The following is a 24,276-nucleotide window of genomic DNA, read 5'->3' as shown; positions in this document are numbered from 1 at the left end:
CTCCTTCGAGGACATAACAATGAGCATGACGTTTTCCGGTCAGGTTGCCGTAGTCACGGGTGCGGCCAACGGCATTGGCCGGGCGACCGCCCAGGCGTTCGCCGCCGAAGGCCTGAAAGTGGTGGTGGCCGATCTGGACGCGGCGGGGGGCGAGGGCACGGTGGCGCTGATTCGTACCGCCGGTGGCGAAGCGACCTTCGTGCGCTGCGACGTTACCGTTGAAAGCGAAGTGAAAAATCTGATGGACGATGTGATCAATACCTACGGTCGTCTCGACTACGCCTTCAACAATGCCGGGATCGAAATCGAGCAGGGCAAGTTGGCCGACGGTTCGATGGATGAGTTCGACGCGATCATGGGCGTCAACGTCAAAGGCGTCTGGCTGTGCATGAAGTACCAATTGCCATTGCTGCTGGCTCAGGGCGGCGGGGCGATCGTCAACACCGCCTCGGTGGCGGGGCTTGGGGCGGCACCGAAGATGAGCATTTATGCGGCGTCCAAGCACGCGGTGATCGGCCTGACCAAATCGGCGGCGATCGAATATGCGAAGAAGAAAATCCGCGTCAACGCCGTGTGCCCGGCGGTGATCGACACCGACATGTTCCGCCGCGCCTACGAGGCCGATCCGAAAAAAGGCGAGTTCGCCAACGCGATGCACCCGGTCGGGCGCATCGGCAAGGTCGAGGAAATTGCCAGCGCCGTGCTCTATCTGTGCAGTGATGGCGCGGCGTTTACCACCGGTCATTCCCTGGCCGTGGATGGCGGCGTCACCGCTTTCTGAAGCTGTACTGGACGACCTGAGAAACCCGCCTTCGTGCGGGTTTTTTGATGGCGGGCCGTCAGTTCCGTGAATCCGTTAAACAATGTGTATCAAAGGGTTAGAACGGTCGCTTTTGACGGCGTTGTCGCACAGCCTGTACGGCGTGGCTGTGATTTACTGCCGCCAGCAAAACGGACAGGAGTTTGCGTGCTCATGGAATTGAGAATTGACCGACAGGCAATGGTGCCGGTCGTACAGCAGATTGTTGATGGAATGACCGACTGGATCTTGCGAAGTGGCGTGGCGCCGAGCACGCGGCTGCCCTCCGTCAGGCAAATTGCGCGCTCCAATCTGCTCAGCCAGTCATGCGTGGTCGAGGCCTGTGAGCGGCTTGTAGCCCAGGGGCTTCTGTCCGCGCGTCAGGGTGCGGGATTCATGGTGGCTGCGGCGCGGCCAGACGCCGGGTGCTGCAGGGGATTGGCGGCAATCGACGGCGGGCTGGCAAAGGGCGGGCTGCAACTCGGCGAGGGGGGCTTGCCGCAAAGCTGGCGTGAGTCCGATGACCTGAGCTACGCGATCCGTCAGGTCGCCCGTACCGACATGGCGAGTCTGTTCAATTACAGCAGCCCGCTGGGGCTGCCGACGTTGCGCGAGCAGATTGTCAAACGCCTCAGGCTGATCGATATCCAGGCCCGTGATGAGCAGGTGTTGACCACCGCCGGTGCCAGCCACGCGCTGGATCTGTTGGTGCGCACCCTGCTCAAGGCAGGCGACTGCGTGGTGGTTGAAAATCCGGGCTACGCGCCGCTGTTCGAGTTGTTGCGCCTGCACGGCGTGCAGCTGCTGGAAGTGCGCCGCACACCGAGCGGCCCGGATCCGCAGGCGCTGGAGGCGCTGTTGCAGCAGTTTCGGCCGGTCGCGATGTTCATCAACAGTCATCACCACAATCCCACCGGCTCCTGTCTGGCTCCGGGTGTGGCGCAACAGATCCTGCAGTTGTGCAACGCTCACGCAGTGCAGTTGATCGAAGACGATGTCTACGCCGACCTGCACAATGGCAACGGTATTCGTTTGGCGGCACTTGATGAACGGGTGATCTACGTCGGCAGTTTTTCCAAGACGCTGAGCAGTTCGTTGCGCGTCGGTTTCATCTGCGCCGAGCAGCCGCTGATTGCGCGTCTGGCCCGGGTCAAGATGATCAGCAGCATGGGCGCGTCGGGTTTCAATGAGGCGGTGCTGGCCAGCCTTCTGGCGAGTGGCGCGTATCGCAAAATGGTCCAGCGCCAGCGTCAGCGCCTGAATACCGATCGGGCAGCCGCGCTGCAGGCGCTGGAAGATGCCGACTGGGAAGTGTTCGGCAAACCCTGTGGCGGACTGTTCATCTGGGCCCGTTCACTGCTGAGCGATCCGGCCCGATTGCACCGTCAGGCCCAGAGCAGTGGCGTGCGTCTGTGCGCCCCGGGGGCTTTCAGCCCGAATGGTGAAGCCGACGAGTGGCAACGGATCAATGTGGCCTATGCTTGTGATCCGCGGGCCCGGCAGTTTTTTCGCAGTACCCACGTTAATCGACCTCAAACGTTCTGAAAACGACGCGGGCGTAGCTTTTTGCCATTATTCCGACGCCAGAGACTTGTGCTGCTCCATGGCCGTTGCGAATCTTCGTCAACAGACTTTGGCAGGGGACTACGCGCAATGATTTCGGCCGTGCAAGGACGTTTTGCCAACCTCGGTATGGCGAAAAAACTGGGTATCGGGTTTGTCCTGGTGCTGCTGTTGACCGCGCTGGTCGCCGCCATCGGTGTCTGGTCCCTGCAGGCCATCAGTCAGCGTTTCGACGGGCTGAAACAGATGTCGGCGCTCAACAGCGCGTTGCTCAAGGTGCGGCTTCTGGAACAGGATTATGCGCTGCACAGCAACCCGAAAACCGTCGATGCCTTGCGTGAGGGCGTGGACGGCTTGCTGGCTCAGGCCGGGCAACTCAAGGCGCAGTCGCCAGCGAACGTGGCGGTGATGAGCGATGTCGAGCAGTCATTGGGCGCCTATCGCAAGGCGTTCGACGAGTTCGTTTCGTTGACTCAGGCCAAGGATCTGGCGCTGGAAATGGCCAGTTGGTCGGTGTCCAGCGTGGCCAACAACCTGGACGTGCTGCAAGCCGGGTTGGCCGATGATGGCGCGTATACCTTGAAGGACACCGAAGGCAAGGACGGCGCGCAGTTCATCGAACAGGCCAGTCAGGTCAGCCAGGTGTCGCAGCTGATGCTGCAAGCGATGAACGAAGCGCGGATTCGTCTCGACCAGAGCCGCAAGGGCGATGCCGACAGTGCCGGCAAGGGCAACATCGAGCAGGCCGCTCAGGCCCAGGCTCAGGCTGAGCAGTTGAAGACCACGGTCAAGGATGAGGGCTACCTGACAGTGCTCAATGAAGTGTCCGGGCATATCACCGGTTTCAACGACAAGTTGGCCGAATACACCGGCCTGCTGGCCCAGGAAAAAACCGTCTACGAACAATTGCACCAGCGTGCGGCGCAGGTCATGGAGCGCGTCGATCAGGCGTATGTCGCCGAGGACGGTGCGATGCAGGCGGAACTGAAGAAGAACTCGGTGTTGATCATTGGTTCTTCAGCGCTGGCGTTGCTGGTCGGGCTGATTGCCGCGTGGGTCATTACCCGGTTGATCGTTGCGCCGTTGCGCAGTGTGATGCGGGTCGCGCAGCAGATTGCCGCCGGGGACTTGAGTGCGCGGGTCGAGGTGACTCGCCGCGACGAAATCGGTCAACTGATGCTGGCGATGCAGCAGATGGGTACCGGGCTGAGCACGATCGTCAGCGGCTTGCAGGCGGGTATCGAGCAGTTGGCCAGTTCTGCGCAATCGCTGTCGGCGGTGACCGAGCAGACCAATCTGGAAGTCAGCAGCCAGAAGGAAGAAACCGAACAGGTGGCCACGGCCATGAACCAGATGAGCGCCACCGTGCATGACGTGGCGCGTAACGCCGAAGAAGCCGCACTGGCTGCGCAAACGGCGGATGACAAGGTCGAGAGCGGGCAGCAGGTGGTGCGCCAGAGCATGGCGCGGATCGAGCAACTGGCGGATTCAGCGACGTCGGCCAGTTCGAGCATCGAAAGCCTCAGTGCACAAATCCAGAATATCGGCACGGTGCTCGATGTGATCAAAAGCGTGGCCGAGCAGACCAATCTGCTGGCGCTCAATGCGGCGATCGAGGCGGCGCGGGCCGGGGAGCAGGGCAGGGGTTTTGCGGTGGTGGCCGATGAGGTTCGCGCGTTGGCTCGGCGTACCCAGCAATCGACCGAGGAGATCGAGCGGCTGGTCAGTGCGTTGCGCTCGGCGGCGCATTCGTCGGTGCAGCAGATTCAGAGCAGCGGTGAATTGGTGAAGCTTGCCGTCAGTGATGCGCTGCAGACGGAGAGTGCGTTGGGGAGTATTGCGGCGGCGGTGTCGTTGATTCAGCAGATGAATCAGCAGATTGCGGCGGCGGCCGAGGAGCAGAGTTCGGTGGCTGAGGAGATTAATCGCAGTGTGACGAGTATTCGTGCGAGTGCGGATCAGTCTTCGATTGCGATGCGCGGGAATGCTACTTCGAGTATTGAGCTTGCGCGGTTGGGGAGTGAGCTGAAGGGGATGGTTGGGCATTTTCGGCTTTGACTTGGCGGCCTTTGGGCCGACCATGTTCTTGGTTGGGTTGTGTGAATAACCGTTTCTTTGGGTGTGGCGGCTGGCGGTTTCGCCCTTACGGCGAGTCACTTTTTCCAGACGCCGGAATGCCGGCCCAGCGAAAAAATAACCCAAAAGGCTTGCCCCAACGTTCGGCCCTCGCCGTGGCTCGGGTCCCTTCGCTCCGGGATCCATCCGGGGGTATCGCCTACGGTTTGCTTCGCTGCACCTCCTCTCGATGTGTTCGACTTCGTCGAACGGTCGCTGCGCTCCCATCCCCGGATGAATCCCTCCACTCAGCCTGCCGACGGGGCCTGCAGATCAAAAGCGAGGCGAGCTGACACTCGGCCTATTTGGGGGTACGCGGTCACTGTAGGAGCGAGCCTGCTCGCGAAGGCGGTCTGACAGCCGACCAATCTCTAACTGACCGCACCCGATCCAATTGTAGGAGCGAGCCTGCTCGCGATGGCGGCCTGACAGCCGACCAATCTCTGACTGACCGCACCCAATCCAATTGTGGGAGCGAGCTTGCTCGCGAAGGCTGCCTGACAGCCGACCAATATCTAATTGAGTGTACTCACTGGACGCCAGCCAGCCACCAACAAAAAAGCCACCTCTCGGTGGCTTCTCTTTAACTTTTGACCATCAGTCGTAGATCACTTTCTTTTTCCAGTCCGCATCGGCTTCGACTTCTTTGAGGCCTTCGGTCAATTGGTTCACTTCGCCTTCGACCGGGGCAATCTTGTCCATGACCTGGGCGTTGGCGCGGGCCAGGAGTTTTTCCAGGTATTGCAGTTGTTCCGAGTACATCTGCGGGTCCTGCTGTTTGCGCAGGTATTGCACGCCGCGTTCGAAGGCGAGGCGGGCCTGGCCGGGTTGGTTTTGTTGCAGGGATTGTTGGCCGAGGTTGTTGAAGAATTCGATGTGCAGCAATACCAGAATATGCCGGACTTCCTTGATCCAGTGTTTGGCTTCGTTCGGTGCCAGGAAGCCGTCATGGGCGGCGCGGGTGATCTGGCCGTGCAGGGCTTCGAGCAGGAAGCGTACGTCCTTGGCTTTGACTTCGGTCAGGATCGGTGCCGGTGGGTTGTTGACCGGGATCGATTCGCCCTGGGCTACCAGTGCGCTCAGTTCGGTGATGCGTGCCTTGGTGGTGGCGCTGGTTTTTTCCAGGTTCAGCAGGCGCTGGCATACGTTCAGTTCCAGGCGTGTCAGCAGCAGCTTGAGCGCCGGGGTCATGAACTGGCCGGGGAAGGTTTCGGTCAGTTCGCCGCAGCGGCGCAGGCGGTCGTTGAGTTCGACTTTGGTGCGGGCCTTCTCCAGTTTGTTGTTTTCCACCACATGGTTCATGTAGCCAATGGCGATCAGAATTGCGATCCCGGCTATGACTAGCAGGGTGATCATGAGTGGTGTCACCGGTAAGACCTCTTTATAGGGTTCGCATGCGAGTGTAGTGGCTTGGCATTTTTGCGCCTAGCGCCACTCGACGAGTTGGTTCGGCAGATGCAATCTATATCGGCCGGGCGCTGCTTATATGAATGCTGGCGCTTGGGGTGCAGATTGCCATCACCGTGTTGCGGACTATAGCGTCTTGGCGAGTGGCGGAATATAGGCGTCAAACCTCAGACGACGGAAAAGCCTGTGTGGGGCCTGAAAGCAGGTCGAAGTCATTGATTTAAATAAATTTATATCTGGGGGTTGACGACCCCTCAATCCATCCATAGAATGCGCGCCACTTGCAGCGTAAAGCACACAGCGAAACGCGGCAGGGAGTGAATGTTGTAGCGTGTCCCCTTCGTCTAGTGGCCTAGGACACCGCCCTTTCACGGCGGTAACAGGGGTTCGAGTCCCCTAGGGGACGCCAATGCGGGAATAGCTCAGTTGGTAGAGCACGACCTTGCCAAGGTCGGGGTCGCGAGTTCGAGTCTCGTTTCCCGCTCCAATTTTAAACAGCACTGCTTTCGGGCGGTGCTGAGTGAAACCAGAGCCAAGTCTTCGGGCATGGATCTGGGCACCGAAACACACACCATGTGTTCCGGGTAGCGTGTCCCCTTCGTCTAGTGGCCTAGGACACCGCCCTTTCACGGCGGTAACAGGGGTTCGAGTCCCCTAGGGGACGCCATTTGCGGGAATAGCTCAGTTGGTAGAGCACGACCTTGCCAAGGTCGGGGTCGCGAGTTCGAGTCTCGTTTCCCGCTCCAAATTCAAACAAAACGCCGCTCAGTGATGAGCGGCGTTTTGTTTCCAGATTCAGTTTTAAACAGCGCTGCTTTCGGGCGGGGCTGAGTGAAACCAGAACCCGGTCTTCGGACAGGGCGCTGGACACCGAAACACACACCATGTGTTCCGGGTAGCGTGTCCCCTTCGTCTAGTGGCCTAGGACACCGCCCTTTCACGGCGGTAACAGGGGTTCGAGTCCCCTAGGGGACGCCATTTGCGGGAATAGCTCAGTTGGTAGAGCACGACCTTGCCAAGGTCGGGGTCGCGAGTTCGAGTCTCGTTTCCCGCTCCAAATTCAAATAAAACGCCGCTCAGTGATGAGCGGCGTTTTGTTTCCAGATTCAGTTTTAAACAGCGCTGCTTTCGGGCGGGGCTGAGTGAAACCAGAACCCGGTCTTCGGACAGGGCGCTGGGCACCGAAACACACACCATGTGTTCCGGGTAGCGTGTCCCCTTCGTCTAGTGGCCTAGGACACCGCCCTTTCACGGCGGTAACAGGGGTTCGAGTCCCCTAGGGGACGCCATTGCGGGAATAGCTCAGTTGGTAGAGCACGACCTTGCCAAGGTCGGGGTCGCGAGTTCGAGTCTCGTTTCCCGCTCCAATTTCACAAAAACGCCGATCAGTGATGATCGGCGTTTTTGTTTGTGCAGCATTTGTCGCGCAACAAAAAAGGACCTTCGGGTCCTTTTTTGTTTTCGCGTCAGGCCCGCTGTATCAGCGAGCCCGCGCTCATCAGAGCTTCGGCAGTTGGCCGACACGCCCCATCATTTCGGTGACGATCTGCAGGTCCAGCAGGAACTGGTCAACCGTCTTGAACTCACCGTCGGTGTGACCGGTGTATTTGACTTCAGGTCGGGCGAGGCCGAATTGCACGCCATTCGGCAGTTCATGTACCGATGTCGCACCGGCCGAAGTACCGAACTCGTGCTTCATGCCCAGGTTTTCACTGGCCACCGCCAGCAGCGCTTTCACCCATTCGCCTTCCGGGTTGCGGTACATCGGTTCGGCGATCGAATAATCGAAAGTCACCGCAACGTGGTTCTTGCTGCTCCAGGCGCTCAGTTTGTCGGAGATTTGCTTTTTCAGGACGTCTGGCGACTTGCCCTTCGGCACCCGCAGGTTGACGGCCAGTTTGAACGCTTGGTCATCTTCGCCCACATAGGTCAGGGACGTGGTCAGCGGGCCCATGAACGCATCGGAGAAGCCGACCCCGAGTTTATTGCCCAGGTAATCCAGGCCCCAGTTATCGGCGGCGTAACGGGCAGCGTCGGTAAACTGGTTGTGTTTGAGGGCGATCTTGCCGTCCAGGCCGTTAATGAAACTCAGCATCCGCGCGACCGGGTTGACGCCGGACTCGGGTTCGGAAGAGTGCGCGGAAACGCCGGTCACCGTCAGTTTGACATGCTTGCCATCCACTTTGGCCGTCACCTGGAAGTCGCCACCCTGCTGTTTGACGTATTCATTGCCAGCCTTTTGCAGACGGGTCGCCAGCTCGGCAGGCTTGTCGGTAACCAGGGTGACGACTGAAGCCGAAGGAATCTGGTTTGCCGCCATGCCGCCGGTCATCGAGGTGATTTCCGCCCCTTTGCCCTCGGCTTTGCGTTTGGCGAATTTCGCCATGATCGTGCCGTAGCCTTTCTCGGCAATGACCACCGGGTAGCCGCCGTCCAGCGCCATGTTGTAGTTCGGCGTCGGGTTGTGTTCGAAGTAGTACGGGATCGCGTCACCGGTGGTTTCTTCGGTGGTGTCCACCAGCAGTTTGAAATTGCGCGCCAGTGGCAGCTTTTCTTCCTTGATCACCTTCATCGCATACAGCGCGACGACGATGCCGTTCTTGTCGTCTTCGGTGCCACGGCCGTACATGCGATCGCCGATCAGCGTCACCTTGAACGGGTCGAGTTTGGTGCCGTCTTTCAGTACCCAGTTTTCCGGGGTGACCGGCACCACGTCGGCATGCGCGTGAATGCCCACGACTTCGTCGCCACTGCCGTCGAGGGTGATTTCATAGACGCGGTTGTCGACGTTGCGGAATTTGAGGTTGAACGATTCGGCCAGAGTCTTGATCTTTTCGGCGATCTTGATGAACTCGGGATTGTCGTGCTGGGCCACGCCTTCTTTGCGGTAGGTCGGAATTTCCACCAGTTCGCGCAGGGTTTCGGGGGCGACCTTGCCGTACTTCACACGGGTGTAAATGCCCAACAGGCGGTAGATCTCGTTCTGTTGTTCGGCGGTCGGGGTCTTGTTGTCGAGAAAGGCATTGATCGCCGGGCCGAGGTTGTCGGTTTTACCCAGATCGCTCTTGCCTACAGCACCCAGAAACTGGCGGAAGTCGGTGACGCTCGCCTCATCGAAACTCTTGAGAATGGCTGCGCTCTGTTGCGAGGTGATGTTGGCCTGCGCAGGCAAGGTGAACGCAGAAAAGCTGGCCAGGATCAGGCTGGTAGCGGCGAGGCGCTTGAGAGAAAAATTCATTGCAGTGGGCATTCCTTTGCAGGCAGTTGAGTGGGAAGTGTTTGAAAGTTGAAACAAATCTTTTCCAAACTAACACCGCCAAGGTGTTGAAGGGGAGTCCCGGAAGTGGGATCCGTCGCACAGAAATGCAAAAGCGGCGCACAAACGAAAAAGGCCCGACCGGTGTTCAACTGATCGGGCCTTTTGTTTGAGCGCAGCATTTACATCGACAGCACCAGCCTGCCGGCGAACAGAATCAGGATCACGCCCATGCTGCGTTCGAACCAATGGCCCATGCGCATGAACAGGTTGCGCACCCGGCTGCTGGAAAAGAACAGCGCGACGATCACGAACCACAGCGCGTTGACGAAACACATCCACACCCCATACAGCGCCTGGATTTCAAGCGGCGTGCTGGCGCTGATGATCGTGGTGAAGATCGCCAGGAAAAACAGCGTGGCCTTGGGGTTCGTGGCATTGGTCAGAAAACCGGTGCTGAACGCCTTGAACAGCGACTGCTCGACCAGCGGTTCCTCCGTGTTCTTTTCGCCCTCGAGTGTGGTTTTCGGCTTGCTGCGAATCAGGCAAATGCCGAGGTAAAAGATGTAGGCGCCGCCGACGACCTTGGCTACCGTCAGCAACCACGGGGTGGTGTGCATGAGAGCACCAACGCCGAGCAAGGTGTAAAGAACGTGCACGGAAATGCCTGCGCCGATGCCCAGTGCCGTACAAATGCCCACCAGCCGGCCGAAGCGCACGCTCTGGCGGATGGTCACGGCGAAGTCCGGGCCGGGAGCAACCACGGCCAGAAAGTGGATGGTGGCCAGTGCCAGAAACTCGCCCAGGTAGTTCGATAGCATCTCAGCTCCAGAAGGTCAGGGGTGAAGCATTGCCGCGATAGCCGACAAAGAAGGAAAGGCTCAGCCGCGGATCCGCCACACCCGGGGTGACCGAGTGCATGCAGCGCGAATTGAACATGATGAAATCGCCCGGCTCCGGCCGCACCTCAAGGGATGGCGGGCCGAGTAGCGCCGGGTCGATGCCGTAGCTGTCGCCGCGCATCTCGTCGAACTGATCCGGGGTGATGTCGTCGTCCCACATCTGCAACGCACCGCCCTCGGTCGGCATGTTCAGGTACACGTTGCAGGCGAACTGCGCCTCCAGGCTGCGGGCCTGAAAGCTGTCCGGCGCGTCCTTGGCGAAAATGTCGTGATGGGCGAGGAAGCACACGCCGGGTTTGACCACCCGCGACAGGCCGACATACATCTTGCGGCCGTAGAGGTTTTCCAGGTGCGCACCGGCCGGCCATGACTCATCGAGCATGCAGCGCAGGGTATCGACTGGTGAGGAGTAGGGCGCACAACGCTCGCGCAGTTCGGCGATGTTGCTGGTGGCGCGTTCGAAGTAGTCCTCGATCAGCAACGGCTGGTTTTCCGCCTCGTAAAACGCCATGCCGATCCGGCCGATGCTCGGCGCGTTGATGTAGCCGTCGAAGCCCGGAGCAAGAATCTTGTCGCCAATCTGGATCGCCAGCGGCTCGGGCAAAAAGCCTTTGACGCGAATGGCGAGGACTTCTTCGTTGGCCAGTTTTTTTATGCACGTCTCATCGAGACGCTCGACGTCTAGCATCATTGTTTTTAGGTCCATCTATCGATAGTCAACGGAACCTGCGAGTGCGGTTCCCCCGGCGTCGAACGCTGCACGGGGCAGCGCCCGAAATGCTTAATCCACGCTGTAGTGGACGGATAACGTGCCTTTCTTCTGCGAAAGGGAGGCGATCGTGACTGTGCCCAAATCCTTCAGGCTACGTACATGGGTACCGCCGCAGCCATAGGCTGGCAGTTCGCCAAAGCCGATTTCCCGCGCGCCTTCACGCAGCGAGGTCAGGCGTGGCAAATCGTGTTCAATCCACTGATTGATACCGTATTGAACGGTTGGCGCGTCGACTTCTTGTGCCGTATCACCCGGTTTGAACTGTACCCGGCCTTCGTCTGGCCAGTGGTGCGCCTTGATCGGCGTCCAGCCCATGGCCTGCACGAAGTGCCCGATCAGGTGCCCGGCCGAATGCATGCGCGTGTTATAGCGGCGACGTTGCTCATCAACGTGGATGCAGGTCATCCCGGGGGGCACCGGGCGGTCGACGTAATGCACGATCCGGTCCGGTTCCTGGACCACGCGCAGCACCTGGCTTTCGCCGATCATGCCGGTGTCGCAAGGCTGACCACCACCCTGCGGATGAAACAGCGTGGCGCGCAGCACCACGGCAAATTCGTTCTCGTGGGGCGTGCAGTCGAGGACTTCCACATTAGCCTTGAGGTCATCACTATGGAAAAAGAGGCGAAGCGTCATATTCCATGCCCTTATTAAAGTTTCTATTTTTATTATATGAATCGTGCAATAACGTGATAATCCGTTCAAACATCAAAGGACTTGTGCGCTGTGAGCATCAATCTTCCGCTGCCACTGCTCGGTGAAATGGCGATCTTCGTCAAGGTCGTGGAGACCGGCAGCTTCTCCGAGGCGGCCCGCCAACTGGGGTCGTCGCCGTCGGCGATCAGTCGCAGCATTTCCCGCCTGGAAAAAGCCTTGGCCACGCGTTTGCTGCAGCGCACCACACGCAAACTGCGCTTGAGTGACGGTGGCGAAGAAGTGTTCAAGCGTTGTCAGGAGATGGTCAGCGCCGCCAAGTCGGTGATGGAGATCAGTGGCCAGTTCACCCATGAGGCGGAAGGGCTGGTGCGCGTCAGCGTGCCGAAAGCGGTCGGGCGCTTCGTGATTCATCCGCACATGCCCGAGTTTCTGCGGCGTTATCCTAAGGTCGATGTCGAGTTGCTCTTGGAGGACCGCCAGGTTGATCTGATCGACGATCATGTCGATCTGGCGATTCGTATTACTGATCGTCCGCCGGCAGGTCTGGTCGGGCGTCAGTTGCTGACTATCGACCATTTGCTCTGCGCCACCCCGCAATACCTCGCCGAACACGGCACCCCGACGCATCCGCATGACCTGCTCAATCACAGCTGCATCTATCTGGGCGAAACCCCGAGCGATGCACGCTGGAAATTCAAGAAGGGCAGCAAGGCGGTGACGGTCGGCGTGCGTGGCCGCTATGCCGCCAACCATACCGGCGTGCGCCTGGGGGCCGTGTTGCAGCACATCGGTATCGGCAGCCTGCCGTATTTCACTGCGCGTTATGCGCTGGAGCAGAAGTTGATTGTGCAGGTGTTGCCGGAGTGGACATTCCTGGCGTCCTACCACGGCGGCCTGTGGTTACTGCATTCGCCGACGCGCTATCTGCCGCCGAAGCTGCGGGTGTTCATCGATTATCTGGTGGAGTGTCTGGAGAAGGAGCCGACATTGAGCAAGCCAGGCAAGGCGGGCGCGTCGCACAATCTGGCGATGGCGTATGAGCTGCCGGAGAGTGAAGGGCTTCTTTAAAGCAAAAGATCGCAGCCTGCGGCAGCTCCTGCATTGACTGTGTACGACCGTGGAAACGGATGCACACAATCCCCTGTAGGAGCTGCCGCAGGCTGCGATCTTTTGATCTTTGGAAGCTTAGTGCTTGCTGTCTTGTGCAGACATCGCCAGCAGCTGTTTTTCCTGATTCCAGTCGAACGGTTCGTCGTTCTGTTCGGCTTCGTAGCGACGTTCTTCCAGCGCCTGGTACAGGTCGATTTCTTCATCGGACAGGTAGTGCAGGCAGTCGCCAGCGAAGAACCACAGCAGATCCCGCGGGATCAGGTGGGCAATTTGTGGGTAACGGGTAATCACTTGGGTCAGGATGTCCTGGCCCAGATACTGGCTTTCGATCGGATCGATCGGCAGTGACTTCAGCAGTTCGTCGAAGCGCTCCAGGAACAAGGCATGGCTTTCTTCGGGAACCTGTTCGGCCTCACCTACGGCGACCAGGATACTGCGCAGGTGGTCGAGCAAAACAAGATGATCGGCGACGACGTTGGACACGAGATAAGTCCTCAAGAGCAAAACGGGCGCGGGAGTATAAAGCCCTCGCGCCCGTTTTTCACAAATAAACAGCTACACGGTTGTCAGGATCAGCGGACTTTGCCCTCTGCCTGTTTCAGCTCTTCCTTGTCGAAATCATCGACGTCGATCACCTTGCGCCGTGCCGCTTCGGCATCGCGCAGGCTCTGTGCTTCCTGCGGTTGCAACACCCCGGCCTCCAGCGCCGCATCGATAGCGTGTTCACCCGCCAGCGGTTTGACCTGGCCGCTCTTGAGCGAAGTGTGCAGTTTCTTGTGCAGCGGCTGTACCGCGCTCAGCAGATCGCTGGCATGTTGCAGGGCACCGACGGCGTCGTCAGCGGACTGCGGGCGATAGCAGCCGGCGAGCAGTTCTTCGAGGGTCGGATCGCCTTTGGCGCGGCCGATCACGGCGGCAACTTCGGCGCCGAGCCTGTCCGACGGCCCTTTGTGGCGACGGCCGAACGGGAACACGATCACTCGCAACAGGCAGCCGAACAGCTTGTTCGGGAAGTTGCTCAGCAACTCATCCAGCGCGCGCTCCGACTGGCCGAGGCTTTCTTCCATGGCCCAGCGGAACAGCGGTTCCATATGCGCCGGCGAATCCAGATCGTGATAACGCTTGAGCGCGGCGGAGGCCAGGTACAGGTTGCTCAATACATCGCCGAGACGCGCCGACAGGCGTTCGCGGCGTTTCAGTTCGCCGCCCAGCAGCATCATGCTGAAGTCGGCCAGCATTGCGAAGGCTGCGGCCTGACGGTTGAGTGCGCGGAAGTAGCCCTGACTGATCTTGTCCCCGGGCGCAGGCTCGAAGTGGCCGAAGCCCAGGTTCAGCACCAGCGTGCTGGCCGCGTTGCCCACCGCAAAACCGATGTGCTTGAGCAGCAGGCCGTCGAATTCTTTCAGTGCCTGTTCCTTGTCCTCGCGTCCGGCGAGGGCCATTTCCTTGAGGACGAACGGATGGCAGCGAATGGCGCCCTGACCGAAGATCATCAGGTTGCGCGAGAGGATGTTCGCGCCTTCCACGGTGATGAAGATCGGTGCGCCATTCCAGCTGCGTCCGAGGTAGTTGTTCGGGCCCATGATGATGGCCTTGCCGCCGTGCACGTCCATGGCGTGGCTGATGCACTCGCGGCCGCGTTCGGTCAGGTGATACTTGAGGATCGCCGACAGCACCGACGGTTTCTCGCCCAGATCCACCGCGTTGGCGGTGAGCATGCGCGCTGCGTCCATCATCCAGGCATTGCCGCCGATGCGAGCCATGGCTTCCTGAATGCCTTCGAAGGCCGACAGCGGTACGTTGAACTGCTCACGAATCTGCGCGTATTGACCGGTCACCAGACTGGTGAACTTGGCCGCACCTGTGCCCACTGCCGGCAGTGAAATCGAACGCCCGACCGACAGGCAGTTCATCAGCATCATCCAGCCCTTGCCGAGCATTTCCTGGCCGCCGATGAGGTAGTCCAGCGGGATGAACACGTCTTTACCCGAGTTCGGGCCGTTCATGAACGCGGCACCCAGTGGCAGGTGGCGACGGCCGATTTCCACGCCCGGTGTGTCGGTGGGAATCAGCGCCAGGCTGATTCCCAGATCGCTCTTGTCGCCCAGCAGATGGTCCGGGTCATAAGCCTTGAAGGCCAGGCCGAGCAGGGTCGCTACCGGGCCGAGGGTGATGTAGCGTTTTTCCCAGTTCAGGCGCAGGCCGATGACTTCCTGGCCCTCCCACTGGCCCTTGCAGATGATCCCGGTGTCCGGCATGGCACCTGCATCGGAGCCTGCCAGCGGACCAGTGAGGGCGAAGCACGGAATGTCGTCGCCACGGGCCAGCCGTGGCAGGTAGTGATTGCGTTGTTCATCGGTGCCGTAATGCAGCAGCAGTTCGGCCGGGCCGAGGGAGTTGGGCACCATCACGGTGGAGGCGAGGTCGCCGCTGCGGGTCGCGAGCTTCATCGCCACTTGCGAGTGGGCATAGGCGGAAAAGCCCTTGCCGCCGAATTCCTTGGGAATGATCAGGGCGAAGAAACCGTGTTCCTTGATGTGGCTCCAGGCTTCGGGCGGCAGGTCCATCGACTGGCCGATCTGCCAGTCAGTGACCATTGCGCAGAGTTCTTCGGTCGGGCCGTCGATGAAGGCCTGTTCTTCCTCGGTCAACTGGACCTTGGGATACGACAGCAGTTTGTCCCAGTCCGGACGACCGCTGAACAGTTCACCGTCCCACCACACGGTGCCGGCATCGATCGCGTCGCGTTCGGTCTGCGACATCGGCGGCAGGGTCTTCTGGAACCAGTTGAACAGCGGCGCGGTGAAGTGCTTGCGGCGCAGGTCAGGCAGCAGCAACGGCGCGGCGACCACCGCCAGCAGGACCCAGAACACCAGCAACAACCAGCCCGGTGCATGACTGAAAATACCCATCGCCAGCAGGTAGACGGCAACGATGCCCAACGCGGGCAGCGGGGCGATGCGCCGGTGGGCGAGATACGCCACGCCAACGATCAAAACCAGTATCCACAACAACAGCATATTCAGTCCTCCGTGAACCAAGGCAAATCGACCCTCCAGAGCTTAGACGGCATCTGTAAAACCGGGTGGTCAGAGCAAGGTGATTGAAATCGTGGGAAACCCCGGATGGTTTTCGTAGGTTCGGTGGGCAACACCTGTAGGAATTCGTTCGCTAATCCCGCGCCTTTGCGTGCATGTTTGGCCGAAACGTCGTTATCTCTGTGCTTGAGCTGTCGCTAGACTCGGGACTCACCCAGGAGAAAAACGTCATGCGCGAGTATCTGAACCCCGGCCGCTTCATCGATAGTGACCACCCGGCGGTGGTGGAGTTCGCCGAACGACATCGGGGTGCCAGTCGCGACCCGCTCGCGCAGGCGATCAGTCTCTATTACGCCGTGCGCGAAGCGGTGCGCTACAACCCGTATACGTTCAGCCTCGACCCGCAAACCCTGTGTGGCAGCCATGCCTTGGCGACCGGGGAAAGCTATTGCGTGCCCAAAGCCACGTTGCTCGCCGGGTGTGCGCGGCATTGCGGCATTCCCGCGCGCATCGGTCTGGCTGACGTCAGGAACCACCTGTCGACTCCGCGTCTGCTGGAGCTGCTGCGCAGTGACGTGTTCGCCATGCACGGCTACACCGAGCTGTTCCTCAACGATCGCTGGGTCAAAGCCACGCCGGCCTTCAACCAGCAACTCTGCGAGTTGTTCAACGTCGCGCCGCTGGAGTTCGACGGGATCAACGACAGCGTGTTCCACCCGTACAACCGCGACGGCGCGCATTTGATGGAGTACCTGGTCGATCACGGCCAGTTCAGCGATGTGCCGGAGCAGTTCTTCTTCGAACACCTGGAAAAGTGCTACCCGCATCTGTTCGGCGGACAACAAGCGAAGACCCTGGGTGATATGCAGACGGATTTGAGCCGTGTCTGATCCGGCGTATGCTGCTCGCCCACTCACTTGAAAAGAGGCGGTCATGCTGAAGATCTGGGGACGGAAAAATTCATCGAATGTCAGGAAGCCACTGTGGGCCGCCGAGGAGCTTGGCCTGGCCTACGAGGCGATTGACGCCGGGGGTGCCTTCGGTGTGGTCGATACGCCTGAGTATCGGGCGATGAATCCGAACGGCCGGGTACCGGTGATCGAGGATGACGGCTTTGTGCTGTGGGAGTCCAACGCCATCGTGCGTTACCTGCTGGCCAAGCATGCGCCGAACAGTGCGTGGTACTCGGCGGACCCGCAGAGCCGAGCCATCGCTGACAAATGGATGGACTGGACCACCTCGAGTTTTGCCGGGCCGTTCCGCACCGTGTTCTGGGGTGTCTTGCGCACGCCGGCGGACAAGCAGGACTGGCCTGCGATCAACGCCGCGATCAAGGAGTGCACGGCGCTGCTGGCCATGGCCGATCAGGCGCTCGCCAGCCAGCCGTATTTGTCCGGAAACGAAATCGGCATGGGCGATATTCCCCTCGGCAGTTTCATTTATGCCTGGTTCGAAATGCCTATCGAGCGCACCTCGCAGCCGCACCTGGAGGCTTGGTACGCACGTTTGAAGCAGCGGCCGGCCTATCAGAAAGCGGTTATGACCGCGTTGACTTGATAATAACTATCAACACACTTGACTGTACTTGTGTGGCGGCGGCAAGCACCATTGCGCTCATGTGCCGTGGTTGTTTTGTTCGCCGCCCGGCCTAACCTTTCCTTTTTTTCCCTTCTTGGTGCGTAAATCAGATATGAGTTCCGCTCTGTCCATCCGGCAGCTAACCAAAACCTACGGCAACGGGTTCCAGGCCTTGAGTGGTATCGATCTGGATGTTGCCGAAGGTGATTTTTTCGCCTTGCTCGGCCCTAACGGTGCCGGCAAGTCCACGACCATCGGCATTCTCTCGACCCTGGTGAACAAGACCAGCGGCACGGTTAATATCTTCGGCCATGACCTGGACAAGAACCCCGCAGCGCTCAAGCGCTCGATCGGCGTGGTGCCTCAGGAATTCAACTTCAACCAGTTCGAAAAGACCTTCGACATCGTCGTGACCCAGGCCGGTTACTACGGCATTCCGGCGAAGATCGCCAAGGAACGCGCCGAGCAGTACCTGACCCAGCTCGGGCTGTGGGACAAACGCGATGTGCCGTCGCGTTCGCTGTCCGGCGGCATGAAGCGGCGCCTGATGATTGCCCGTGCGCTGGTGCATGAGCCACGCCTGTTGATCCTCGACGAGCCGACCGCAGGCGTCGACATCGAGCTGCGTCGTTCGATGTGGACGTTCCTCACCGAACTGAACCAGAAAGGCATCACCATCATCCTCACCACGCATTATCTGGAAGAGGCTGAACAACTGTGCCGCAACATCGCCATCATCGACCACGGCACCATCGTCGAGAACACCAGCATGAAACAGTTGCTGGGCCAGCTGCACGTCGAGACCTTCCTGCTGGACCTGAAAAACGACTTGAGCGCCGCGCCGCAACTGATCGGCTATCCCGCCCGGTTGATCGACAGCCATACCCTGGAAGTCCAGGTCGACAAATCCATGGGCATCACCGCGCTGTTCACTCAGTTGGCGCAGCAGAACATCGAAGTGCTGAGCCTGCGTAACAAAACCAATCGCCTCGAGGAGCTGTTCGTGTCCCTGGTGGAGAAAAATCTGTCGAAGGTGGCGGTATGAGTTCCGAATTCCGTCCCAACCTCGTCGCCCTGCAGACCATCGTTTACCGCGAGGTCAAACGCTTCACGCGGATCTGGCCGCAGACGCTGCTGCCGCCGGCGATCACCATGGTTCTGTATTTCGTGATCTTCGGTAACCTGATTGGTCGACAGATCGGCGACATGGGGGGCTTCACTTACATGGAGTACATCGTGCCGGGGCTGATCATGATGTCGGTGATCACCAACTCCTACGGCAACGTGGTCTCGAGTTTCTTCGGCAGCAAGTTCCAGCGCTCCATCGAAGAGCTGATGGTGTCGCCCGTGTCGCCGCACACGATTCTGATCGGCTTCACCATCGGCGGTGTGTTGCGTGGTCTGATGGTTGGCGTGATCGTGACGATTCTGTCGCTGTTCTTCACGCATCTGCAGGTGCATCACCTCGGCGTGACCATCCTCGTGGTGGTGCTGACGGCGACGATCTTCTCGCTGCTGGGCTTCATCAACGCGGTGTTTGCGCGCAACTTCGATGATATTTCGATCATCCCGACGTTTGTGCTGACGCCGCTGACGTACCTGGGCGGGGTGTTCTACTCGATCACCTTGCTGCCGCCGTTCTGGCAGACCGTGTCGCTGGCCAACCCGGTACTGCACATGGTCAACGCCTTTCGCTACGGCATTCTCGGGGTGTCGGATATCCGCATCGGCATTGCGATCACCTTCATGCTGGTGGCGACCGTGGTGTTGTATCTCGGTTGTGCGCGGTTGCTGGTGAGTGGGCGCGGGATGCGGACCTGATCGACCGCAATATCCCTGTAGGAGCTGCCGCAGGCTGCGATCTTTTGACTTTAGGAATCAAGATCAAAAGATCGCAGCCTGCGGCAGCTCCTACAGGTGAAACCGATCTTCCTGTGGGAGCTTGTCTGCAAGCGCTCGTGTCAGACCAGACAGCACACAGCCAAACGGCCTCCCTTGCGGAGGCCGTTTTGCATTTATGTCTTGCGGCTTTTCTTGCGTCGCGCCCATTGCCGGGCCACCCACCAGCGCCAGTACAGCATCACCACGAAGTAGGCGAGGGCGCCGAGCACCAGGCCGCACACCACCGAACCGAGCAAGAACGGCTGCCACAACGTCGAGAGTTCGCCGCTGATCCATTCCCAGGTCAACGAGTCAGGCAAGGTGCGGGCGGGGACGTCCATCAACCAGGCCCCGGCCTGATAAGTGCAGAAGAACACCGCCGGCATGGTGATCGGATTGGTCAGCCATACCAGGCTGACGGCAATCGGCATGTTGCCCCGCACGGTGATCGCCAGCGCGGCCGCCACCAGCATCTGCGCCGGAATCGGCAGGAACGCGGCGAACAGACCGACCGCCATCGCCCGGGCCACCGAGTGACGATTGAGGTGCCAGAGGTTCGGGTCATGCAGCAACTTGCCGAGAAAGCGTAAGGATTTGTGTTCCCTGATGCTCGTCGGATCGGGCATGTAACGTTTGAATAAGCGCCGGGGCATAAGGCTTCTCGGTCGGTTAAGGCGGCAAGTATGTCTGGATTCTACGAAGCGCCCATTCAGACTTTGTGACAATTGTTGACGACGAGCATGCGCCGCGCCAGCTACGCCTAAGGAGGGACTCTCAAGGACGGGCGTATGCGCACAGGGATGATGGCGCTGGCAGCCGGTCTGCTGGTGGTGGTTTTCTTGCCGGTTTTACCACCGGTCGGGTTGCTGATGTTGTTGCCCGTGGTGGGGCTGATGTTGCTGCCGTTTCGCAGCTACCCGCTGGCGTTTTGCCTGTTCGGTTTCACCTGGGCGTGCGTCAGCGCGCAGTGGGCGCTGAACGATCGGCTGCCCAGGCAACTTGATGGCGAAACACGCTGGGTCGAGGGGCGGGTGGTGGGCTTGCCGCAGTCCAGCGACGGGGTGGTGCGTTTCGAGTTGGCCGATGCCCGCTCGCGGCACGAGAAACTGCCGTCGTTGATGCGTCTGGCGTGGTATGCCGGGCCGCCGGTCAACAGCGGCGAGCGCTGGCGCCTGGCGGTGAAGCTCAAGCGTCCCGGCGGTTTGCTCAATCCCGATGCCTTCGATTACGAAGCCTGGCTGCTGGCGCAACGCATCGGCGCGACCGGCACGGTCAAGGACGGTCAACGCCTGGCCGAGGCGAGTTGGGCATGGCGCGACCACATTCGTCAGCGCTTGCTTGAGGTGGACGCCCAAGGCCGGAGCGGTGCATTGGCGGCGCTGGTGCTGGGCGACGGTTCCGGGCTCAGCCGTGAGGATTGGCAGACGCTGCAGGACACTGGCACCGTGCATTTGCTGGTGATTTCCGGCCAGCACATCGGACTGTTGGCGGCGGTGATGTATCTGTTGGTCGCCGGGCTGGCGCGTTTTGGGTTGTGGCCGTTGCGCTGGCCATGGCTGCCTTGGGCCTGCGGTCTGGCGTTTGCGGCGGCAGTCGGTTACGGGTTGCTGGCCGGATTTGAGGTGCCGGTGCAGCGGGCCTGCGTGATGGTCGGGCTGGTGCTGCTGTGGCGTCTGCGTTTGCGTCATCTCGGCGCGTGGTGGCCGCTGTTGCTGGCGTTCAATGCGGTGCTGTTGCTTGACCCGCTGGCCAGTCTGCGCCCGGGTTTCTGGCTGTCTTTCGCGGCGGTGGCGGTGTTGATTTTCACCTTCGGCAGCCGCCTCGGCGCGTGGCGCTGGTGGCAGACCTGGACCCGCGCGCAATGGCTGATCGCGCTTGGCCTGTGCCCGGTGTTGCTGGCGCTGAACCTGCCGATCAGCCTCAGTGGCCCGCTGGCGAATTTGCTGGCGGTGCCGTGGGTCAGCTTCGTAGTGTTGCCACCGGCGCTGCTCGGCACTGCGTTGTTGCCGGTGCCCTATGTCGGCGAAGGTCTGCTGTGGCTGGCGGGTGGAATGATCGATGCGCTGTTTCGCGGGCTGGCGCTGATTGCCGGACAATGGCCGGCGTGGATTCCAGCCGCGGTTTCGTGGTGGGTCTGGACACTGGGCAGCCTCGGCGCGCTGCTGTTGCTGTTGCCACGTGGCGTGCCGATGCGGCCGTTGGACTGGCCGTTGCTCTTGATGCTGGTGGTGCCACCCCGTGAGCGACTGCCGGAGCGTGTGGCCGATATCTGGCAACTCGATGTTGGCCAGGGCCTGGCGATTCTGATCCGCACCCGCAATCACGCCGTGCTGTACGACGCCGGGCCGCGTTTCGGCGATTTCGATCTCGGCGAGCGGGTGGTGTTGCCGGCGCTGCGCAAGCTCGGCGTCGAACATCTGGATCTGATGTTGCTCAGCCATGCCGATGCCGATCATGCCGGTGGCGCTTTGGCGGTGGCGCGTCGCTTGCCGGTCGCGCAGGTCATCAGCGGCGACCCGCCGGGATTGCCCGCCGAGCTGAACGCCGGGACGTGTGACAGTGGCCGGCAATGGCAATGGGACGGCGTGCGGTTCCAGCTCTGGCAGTGGTCGGCCGCCCACGACAGCAACCAGCGTTCCTGTGTATTGCAGATCGAGGCCAATGGCGAGCGCCTGCTACTAACGGGAGATATCGACACCCACGCCGAGCAGGTCCTGCTCGACAGCCCGCTGGCGGTTCCCACGCAATGGCTGCAGGCGCCGCATCATGGCAGCCGCAGCTCCTCGTCCATGGCGTTGCTCAAAACGCTGCAGCCCGATGCGGTGCTGATTTCCCGAGGTCAGGGCAATTCATTCGGCCACCCGCACCCCACCGTACTTGCGCGTTATCGCAAACAGCGGCTGCGCATTTACGACAGCGCCGAGCACGGCGCCATTCATCTGCAACTGGGGACCTTCAGCGCGCCATGGACAATGCGCCAGCAGCGGCGTTTCTGGCGTGATCCACCCGCGTCGGCCCGTTGATCGGCACAGGCACGGTTGCGACATCACGGTCGTCGGGGCAGCGGGTCTTAATCGCGAACCGGTATGGTAAAGTGGCGCACTTTTTCGAGGGGACTGTCACTGTGTGGGAATTGGTCAAATCCGGCGGCTGGATGATGTTGCCGATCATTCTGAGTTCCATCGCGGCCATGGCGATTGTCGCCGAGCGCCTGTGGACCCTGCGCGCCAGTCGCGTCACCCCCGAGCATCTGCTGGGCCAGGTCTGGGTCTGGATCAAGGACAAGCAGCTCAATAAAGAAAAACTCAAGGAACTGCGCGCCAATTCGCCGCTGGGTGAAATCCTCGCCGCGGGCCTGGCCAATTCCAAACATGGTCGCGAGATCATGAAGGAATGCATCGAAGAAGCCGCCGGGCGGGTGATCCACGAGCTGGAACGCTACGTCAACGCGCTGGGCACCATTGCTGCCATGGCGCCGCTGCTCGGCCTGCTGGGTACGGTGCTGGGCATGATCGACATTTTCAGTGCCTTCACCGGCTCCGGTATGACCACCAATGCATCGGTGCTGGCCGGCGGTATTTCCAAGGCGCTGATCACCACGGCGGCGGGCCTGATGGTCGGTATTCCGTCGGTGTTCTTCCACCGTTTCCTGCAACGCCGCATCGACGAGTTGGTGGTGGGCATGGAGCAGGAAGCGATCAAACTGGTCGAAGTGGTGCAGGGCGACCGTGATGTCGATCTGGCCGGAGGCAAAGCGTGAAATTCCGTCGCAAACCTCGGGAAACGGTGGACATCAACCTCGCGTCGCTGATTGACGTGGTGTTCATCCTGCTGCTGTTTTTCGTCGTGACCACCACCTTCACCCGCGAGACCCAATTGCGTGTCGATCTGCCAGAGTCAGTCAGCGGGTCGCCCGCCGAAGACCAGCAGCTCAAGCAACTGGATGTCGCGATCAGCGCCGAAGGCGTGTTCTCGGTGAACAACAAGATTCTGCCGAAGAACGATCTGGCGACGCTGATGGAAGCCATGCAGAAAGAAGCCAACGGTGACACCAACATGCCGTTGTCGATCAGTGCCGACGGCAAGACTCAGCACCAATCGGTGATCACCGCCATGGACGCGGCCGGCAAGCTCGGTTTCAGCCATCTGCGCATGACCACGGTCGAGGCGGCGCCCAAATCCTGATGAGCCTGTCCGATCGTTTGCTCGCCGCGTGGTATCAGGGGCATCCGGCCCTGACGCTGCTGCGGCCGCTGGAAATGCTCTATCGCCGCGTGGTGATCAACAAGCGCCAGCGCTTTCTCGACGGCGAAGGCCAGATCTACCAGCCATCGGTGCCGCTGATCGTGGTCGGTAACATTACCGTCGGCGGCACCGGCAAGACGCCGATGATCCTGTGGCTGATCGAACACTGCCGGCGCAGCGGTTTGCGCGTCGGCGTGGTCAGCCGTGGTTATGGCGCCAAACCGCCGCAGCTGCCGTGGCGGGTCGAGGCTGATCAAGGCGCCGATATCGCGGGCGACGAACCGCTGTTGATCGTGCAGCGCACCGGCGTGCCGCTGATGATCGACCCTGATCGCAGCGCAGCAGTCAAAGCCTTGCTCGCCAGTGAACCGCTGGATCTGATCCTGTCCGATGACGGCATGCAGCATTACCGTCTGGCCCGGGATCTGGAACTGGTGCTGATTGATGCCGCCCGTGGCCTTGGTAACAAGCGTTGCCTGCCGGCAGGTCCGTTGCGCGAGCCAATAGAGCGCTTGCAAAGCGTCGACGGCGTGCTGTTCAACGGCGCCACGGCCGACCGCGACGATGGCTTCGCGTTTCGCCTGCAACCGAGCGCACTGGTCAATCTGCGCAGCGGCGAGCGCAAGCCGCTGGATCATTTTGCGCCCGGTCAATCTGTACACGCGGTGGCCGGGATCGGCAATCCGCAACGTTTCTTCAATACCCTCGAAGCGCTAGACTGGCGGGCAATCCCCCATGCGTTTGCCGACCACGCCGAATACAGCGTGCAGGCCTTGAATTTCACACCGTCATTGCCGTTGGTGATGACCGAAAAGGACGCGGTGAAGTGCCGTGCCTTCGCTGCTGACGACTGGTGGTATCTGGCGGTCGATGCTGAGCCGTCACCGGCCTTCGTGGCCTGGTTCGACACCCAACTGATGCGCCTGTTGCCTGATCGTCTTTTGCCTTAACTC

General features: G+C 60.4%; 20 protein-coding genes, 8 tRNA genes and 1 pseudogene. 21 read left to right on the top strand and 8 right to left on the bottom strand.

Going from position 1 to position 24,276, the window contains the following annotated elements; all coding sequences use genetic code 11:
- Window positions 1–19: 19 nt before the first annotated feature.
- The 4 genes and pseudogenes from KKQ10_RS20010 to KKQ10_RS28820 all read left to right on the top strand — a co-directional run bounded on the left by KKQ10_RS20010 (window position 20) and on the right by KKQ10_RS28820 (window position 4,420).
- Window positions 20–781 carry an SDR family oxidoreductase gene (locus KKQ10_RS20010; RefSeq protein WP_215502080.1) on the top strand — a complete coding sequence of 254 codons (762 nt, stop codon included), beginning with the start codon at window positions 20–22 and terminating at the stop codon, window positions 779–781.
- A gap of 192 nt (window positions 782–973) precedes the next feature.
- Window positions 974–2,344: an aminotransferase-like domain-containing protein gene (locus KKQ10_RS20005; protein ID WP_215502079.1), complete on the top strand. Its 1,371-nt coding sequence runs from the start codon at window positions 974–976 to the stop codon at window positions 2,342–2,344.
- Between the two features lie 108 nt (window positions 2,345–2,452).
- Window positions 2,453–3,559 (top strand): annotated as a pseudogene (locus KKQ10_RS28825) (HAMP domain-containing protein); the annotation flags it as partial.
- Complete coding sequence (locus KKQ10_RS28820; protein ID WP_502941633.1) at window positions 3,539–4,420, top strand: methyl-accepting chemotaxis protein; 882 nt, start codon at window positions 3,539–3,541, stop codon at window positions 4,418–4,420. The pseudogene KKQ10_RS28825 and the gene KKQ10_RS28820, both read left to right, overlap by 21 nt.
- Before the next feature lie 654 nt (window positions 4,421–5,074).
- Here KKQ10_RS28820 and KKQ10_RS19995 read toward each other — a convergent pair.
- Window positions 5,075–5,833: a hypothetical protein gene (locus tag KKQ10_RS19995; RefSeq protein ID WP_174823772.1), complete on the bottom strand. Its 759-nt coding sequence runs from the start codon at window positions 5,831–5,833 to the stop codon at window positions 5,075–5,077.
- Between the two features lie 384 nt (window positions 5,834–6,217).
- Here KKQ10_RS19995 and KKQ10_RS19990 point away from each other — a divergent pair.
- The 8 genes from KKQ10_RS19990 to KKQ10_RS19955 all read left to right on the top strand — a co-directional run bounded on the left by KKQ10_RS19990 (window position 6,218) and on the right by KKQ10_RS19955 (window position 7,251).
- Window positions 6,218–6,293, top strand: a tRNA-Glu gene (locus KKQ10_RS19990).
- 2 nt (window positions 6,294–6,295) lie between these two features.
- A tRNA-Gly gene (locus KKQ10_RS19985) sits at window positions 6,296–6,371 on the top strand.
- A 104-nt stretch (window positions 6,372–6,475) separates the two neighbouring features.
- Window positions 6,476–6,551 (top strand) — tRNA-Glu (locus KKQ10_RS19980).
- Window positions 6,552–6,554: 3 nt separating this feature from the next.
- A tRNA-Gly gene (locus KKQ10_RS19975) sits at window positions 6,555–6,630 on the top strand.
- A 156-nt stretch (window positions 6,631–6,786) separates the two neighbouring features.
- Window positions 6,787–6,862, top strand: a tRNA-Glu gene (locus KKQ10_RS19970).
- A 3-nt stretch (window positions 6,863–6,865) separates the two neighbouring features.
- Window positions 6,866–6,941: transfer RNA gene (locus KKQ10_RS19965), tRNA-Gly, on the top strand.
- Between the two features lie 156 nt (window positions 6,942–7,097).
- A tRNA-Glu gene (locus KKQ10_RS19960) sits at window positions 7,098–7,173 on the top strand.
- Window positions 7,174–7,175: 2 nt separating this feature from the next.
- A tRNA-Gly gene (locus KKQ10_RS19955) sits at window positions 7,176–7,251 on the top strand.
- 131 nt (window positions 7,252–7,382) lie between these two features.
- Here the strand turns inward: KKQ10_RS19955 and KKQ10_RS19950 are convergent.
- The 4 genes from KKQ10_RS19950 to KKQ10_RS19935 form a co-directional block, all read right to left on the bottom strand.
- Window positions 7,383–9,122, bottom strand: a complete 1,740-nt coding sequence (locus KKQ10_RS19950; RefSeq protein WP_215502077.1) for a dipeptidase — start codon at window positions 9,120–9,122, stop codon at window positions 7,383–7,385.
- A 200-nt stretch (window positions 9,123–9,322) separates the two neighbouring features.
- On the bottom strand, window positions 9,323–9,961 hold the full coding sequence (locus KKQ10_RS19945) for a LysE family translocator (protein ID WP_127648959.1): 639 nt from the start codon (window positions 9,959–9,961) through the stop codon (window positions 9,323–9,325).
- Window position 9,962: 1 nt separating this feature from the next.
- The gene (locus KKQ10_RS19940) at window positions 9,963–10,733 is read right to left on the bottom strand and encodes a 2OG-Fe(II) oxygenase (RefSeq protein ID WP_215502076.1); all 771 of its coding nucleotides are present in this window, start codon (window positions 10,731–10,733) and stop codon (window positions 9,963–9,965) included.
- A gap of 90 nt (window positions 10,734–10,823) precedes the next feature.
- Window positions 10,824–11,450, bottom strand: a complete 627-nt coding sequence (locus KKQ10_RS19935; protein ID WP_215502075.1) for an alanyl-tRNA editing protein — start codon at window positions 11,448–11,450, stop codon at window positions 10,824–10,826.
- A 90-nt stretch (window positions 11,451–11,540) separates the two neighbouring features.
- Between KKQ10_RS19935 and KKQ10_RS19930 the strand changes: the two genes are divergently transcribed.
- On the top strand, window positions 11,541–12,539 hold the full coding sequence (locus tag KKQ10_RS19930; RefSeq protein ID WP_215502074.1) for a LysR family transcriptional regulator: 999 nt from the start codon (window positions 11,541–11,543) through the stop codon (window positions 12,537–12,539).
- 117 nt (window positions 12,540–12,656) lie between these two features.
- Here the strand turns inward: KKQ10_RS19930 and KKQ10_RS19925 are convergent, their stop codons facing one another.
- Together KKQ10_RS19925 and KKQ10_RS19920 are read right to left on the bottom strand one after the other, a co-directional pair.
- Window positions 12,657–13,064, bottom strand: coding sequence for a PA2817 family protein (locus tag KKQ10_RS19925; protein WP_127648956.1), 408 nt, complete (start codon window positions 13,062–13,064; stop codon window positions 12,657–12,659).
- 89 nt (window positions 13,065–13,153) lie between these two features.
- Entirely contained in the window at window positions 13,154–15,601 is a 2,448-nt protein-coding gene (locus tag KKQ10_RS19920; protein ID WP_215502073.1) for an acyl-CoA dehydrogenase, read from the bottom strand.
- Between the two features lie 248 nt (window positions 15,602–15,849).
- Here KKQ10_RS19920 and KKQ10_RS19915 point away from each other — a divergent pair, with 248 nt between their 5' ends.
- The 4 genes from KKQ10_RS19915 to KKQ10_RS19900 all read left to right on the top strand — a co-directional run bounded on the left by KKQ10_RS19915 (window position 15,850) and on the right by KKQ10_RS19900 (window position 19,018).
- Complete coding sequence (locus tag KKQ10_RS19915) at window positions 15,850–16,509, top strand: transglutaminase-like domain-containing protein (RefSeq protein WP_215502072.1); 660 nt, start codon at window positions 15,850–15,852, stop codon at window positions 16,507–16,509.
- A 43-nt stretch (window positions 16,510–16,552) separates the two neighbouring features.
- Entirely contained in the window at window positions 16,553–17,176 is a 624-nt protein-coding gene (locus KKQ10_RS19910; protein WP_215502071.1) for a glutathione S-transferase family protein, read from the top strand.
- Between the two features lie 133 nt (window positions 17,177–17,309).
- Window positions 17,310–18,242, top strand: coding sequence for an ABC transporter ATP-binding protein (locus KKQ10_RS19905; protein ID WP_215502070.1), 933 nt, complete (start codon window positions 17,310–17,312; stop codon window positions 18,240–18,242).
- Window positions 18,239–19,018, top strand: coding sequence for an ABC transporter permease (locus tag KKQ10_RS19900; RefSeq protein ID WP_007908200.1), 780 nt, complete (start codon window positions 18,239–18,241; stop codon window positions 19,016–19,018). The genes KKQ10_RS19905 and KKQ10_RS19900 overlap by 4 nt, the downstream gene beginning before the upstream one ends.
- Before the next feature lie 194 nt (window positions 19,019–19,212).
- Here the strand turns inward: KKQ10_RS19900 and KKQ10_RS19895 are convergent, their stop codons facing one another.
- Window positions 19,213–19,731, bottom strand: a complete 519-nt coding sequence (locus tag KKQ10_RS19895) for a DUF2062 domain-containing protein (protein ID WP_215502069.1) — start codon at window positions 19,729–19,731, stop codon at window positions 19,213–19,215.
- Window positions 19,732–19,866: 135 nt separating this feature from the next.
- Here KKQ10_RS19895 and KKQ10_RS19890 point away from each other — a divergent pair, with 135 nt between their 5' ends.
- From KKQ10_RS19890 to lpxK, 4 genes are all read left to right on the top strand, one after another.
- Entirely contained in the window at window positions 19,867–22,101 is a 2,235-nt protein-coding gene (locus KKQ10_RS19890; protein WP_215502068.1) for a DNA internalization-related competence protein ComEC/Rec2, read from the top strand.
- Window positions 22,102–22,202: 101 nt separating this feature from the next.
- The gene (gene pocA / locus KKQ10_RS19885; protein ID WP_164747844.1) at window positions 22,203–22,838 is read left to right on the top strand and encodes a flagellar polar localization protein PocA; all 636 of its coding nucleotides are present in this window, start codon (window positions 22,203–22,205) and stop codon (window positions 22,836–22,838) included.
- On the top strand, window positions 22,835–23,263 hold the full coding sequence (pocB, locus tag KKQ10_RS19880) for a flagellar polar localization protein PocB (RefSeq protein ID WP_123466824.1): 429 nt from the start codon (window positions 22,835–22,837) through the stop codon (window positions 23,261–23,263). Before pocA ends, pocB begins: the two co-directional genes overlap by 4 nt.
- Window positions 23,263–24,273, top strand: coding sequence for a tetraacyldisaccharide 4'-kinase (lpxK, locus tag KKQ10_RS19875; protein WP_215502067.1), 1,011 nt, complete (start codon window positions 23,263–23,265; stop codon window positions 24,271–24,273). The genes pocB and lpxK overlap by 1 nt, the downstream gene beginning before the upstream one ends.
- Window positions 24,274–24,276: the final 3 nt, after the last annotated feature.

It is taken from the genome of Pseudomonas sp. MG-9, assembly GCF_018729515.1.
Classification (GTDB): Bacteria; Pseudomonadota; Gammaproteobacteria; order Pseudomonadales; family Pseudomonadaceae; genus Aquipseudomonas; species Aquipseudomonas serboccidentalis.
This window is presented reverse-complemented; position numbering and strand designations above follow the sequence as displayed.

What these genes read in the sequence shown, in the direction of transcription:
- KKQ10_RS20010 (WP_215502080.1), top strand. Translation starts at nt 20, where the DNA reads ATGAGCATGACGTTTTCCGGTCAGGTTGCCGTAGTCACGGGTGCGGCC.
- KKQ10_RS19915 (WP_215502072.1), top strand. Translation starts at nt 15,850, where the DNA reads ATGCGCGAGTATCTGAACCCCGGCCGCTTCATCGATAGTGACCACCCG.
- KKQ10_RS19910 (WP_215502071.1), top strand. Translation starts at nt 16,553, where the DNA reads ATGCTGAAGATCTGGGGACGGAAAAATTCATCGAATGTCAGGAAGCCA.
- lpxK (WP_215502067.1), top strand. Translation starts at nt 23,263, where the DNA reads ATGAGCCTGTCCGATCGTTTGCTCGCCGCGTGGTATCAGGGGCATCCG.
- KKQ10_RS19995 (WP_174823772.1), bottom strand. Translation starts at nt 5,833, where the DNA reads ATGATCACCCTGCTAGTCATAGCCGGGATCGCAATTCTGATCGCCATT.
- KKQ10_RS19905 (WP_215502070.1), top strand. Translation starts at nt 17,310, where the DNA reads ATGAGTTCCGCTCTGTCCATCCGGCAGCTAACCAAAACCTACGGCAAC.
- KKQ10_RS20005 (WP_215502079.1), top strand. Translation starts at nt 974, where the DNA reads ATGGAATTGAGAATTGACCGACAGGCAATGGTGCCGGTCGTACAGCAG.
- KKQ10_RS19890 (WP_215502068.1), top strand. Translation starts at nt 19,867, where the DNA reads ATGCGCACAGGGATGATGGCGCTGGCAGCCGGTCTGCTGGTGGTGGTT.
- KKQ10_RS19935 (WP_215502075.1), bottom strand. Translation starts at nt 11,450, where the DNA reads ATGACGCTTCGCCTCTTTTTCCATAGTGATGACCTCAAGGCTAATGTG.
- KKQ10_RS19940 (WP_215502076.1), bottom strand. Translation starts at nt 10,733, where the DNA reads ATGATGCTAGACGTCGAGCGTCTCGATGAGACGTGCATAAAAAAACTG.
- KKQ10_RS19920 (WP_215502073.1), bottom strand. Translation starts at nt 15,601, where the DNA reads ATGCTGTTGTTGTGGATACTGGTTTTGATCGTTGGCGTGGCGTATCTC.
- KKQ10_RS19895 (WP_215502069.1), bottom strand. Translation starts at nt 19,731, where the DNA reads ATGCCCCGGCGCTTATTCAAACGTTACATGCCCGATCCGACGAGCATC.
- KKQ10_RS28820 (WP_502941633.1), top strand. Translation starts at nt 3,539, where the DNA reads ATGCTGGCGATGCAGCAGATGGGTACCGGGCTGAGCACGATCGTCAGC.
- KKQ10_RS19945 (WP_127648959.1), bottom strand. Translation starts at nt 9,961, where the DNA reads ATGCTATCGAACTACCTGGGCGAGTTTCTGGCACTGGCCACCATCCAC.
- KKQ10_RS19950 (WP_215502077.1), bottom strand. Translation starts at nt 9,122, where the DNA reads ATGAATTTTTCTCTCAAGCGCCTCGCCGCTACCAGCCTGATCCTGGCC.
- KKQ10_RS19900 (WP_007908200.1), top strand. Translation starts at nt 18,239, where the DNA reads ATGAGTTCCGAATTCCGTCCCAACCTCGTCGCCCTGCAGACCATCGTT.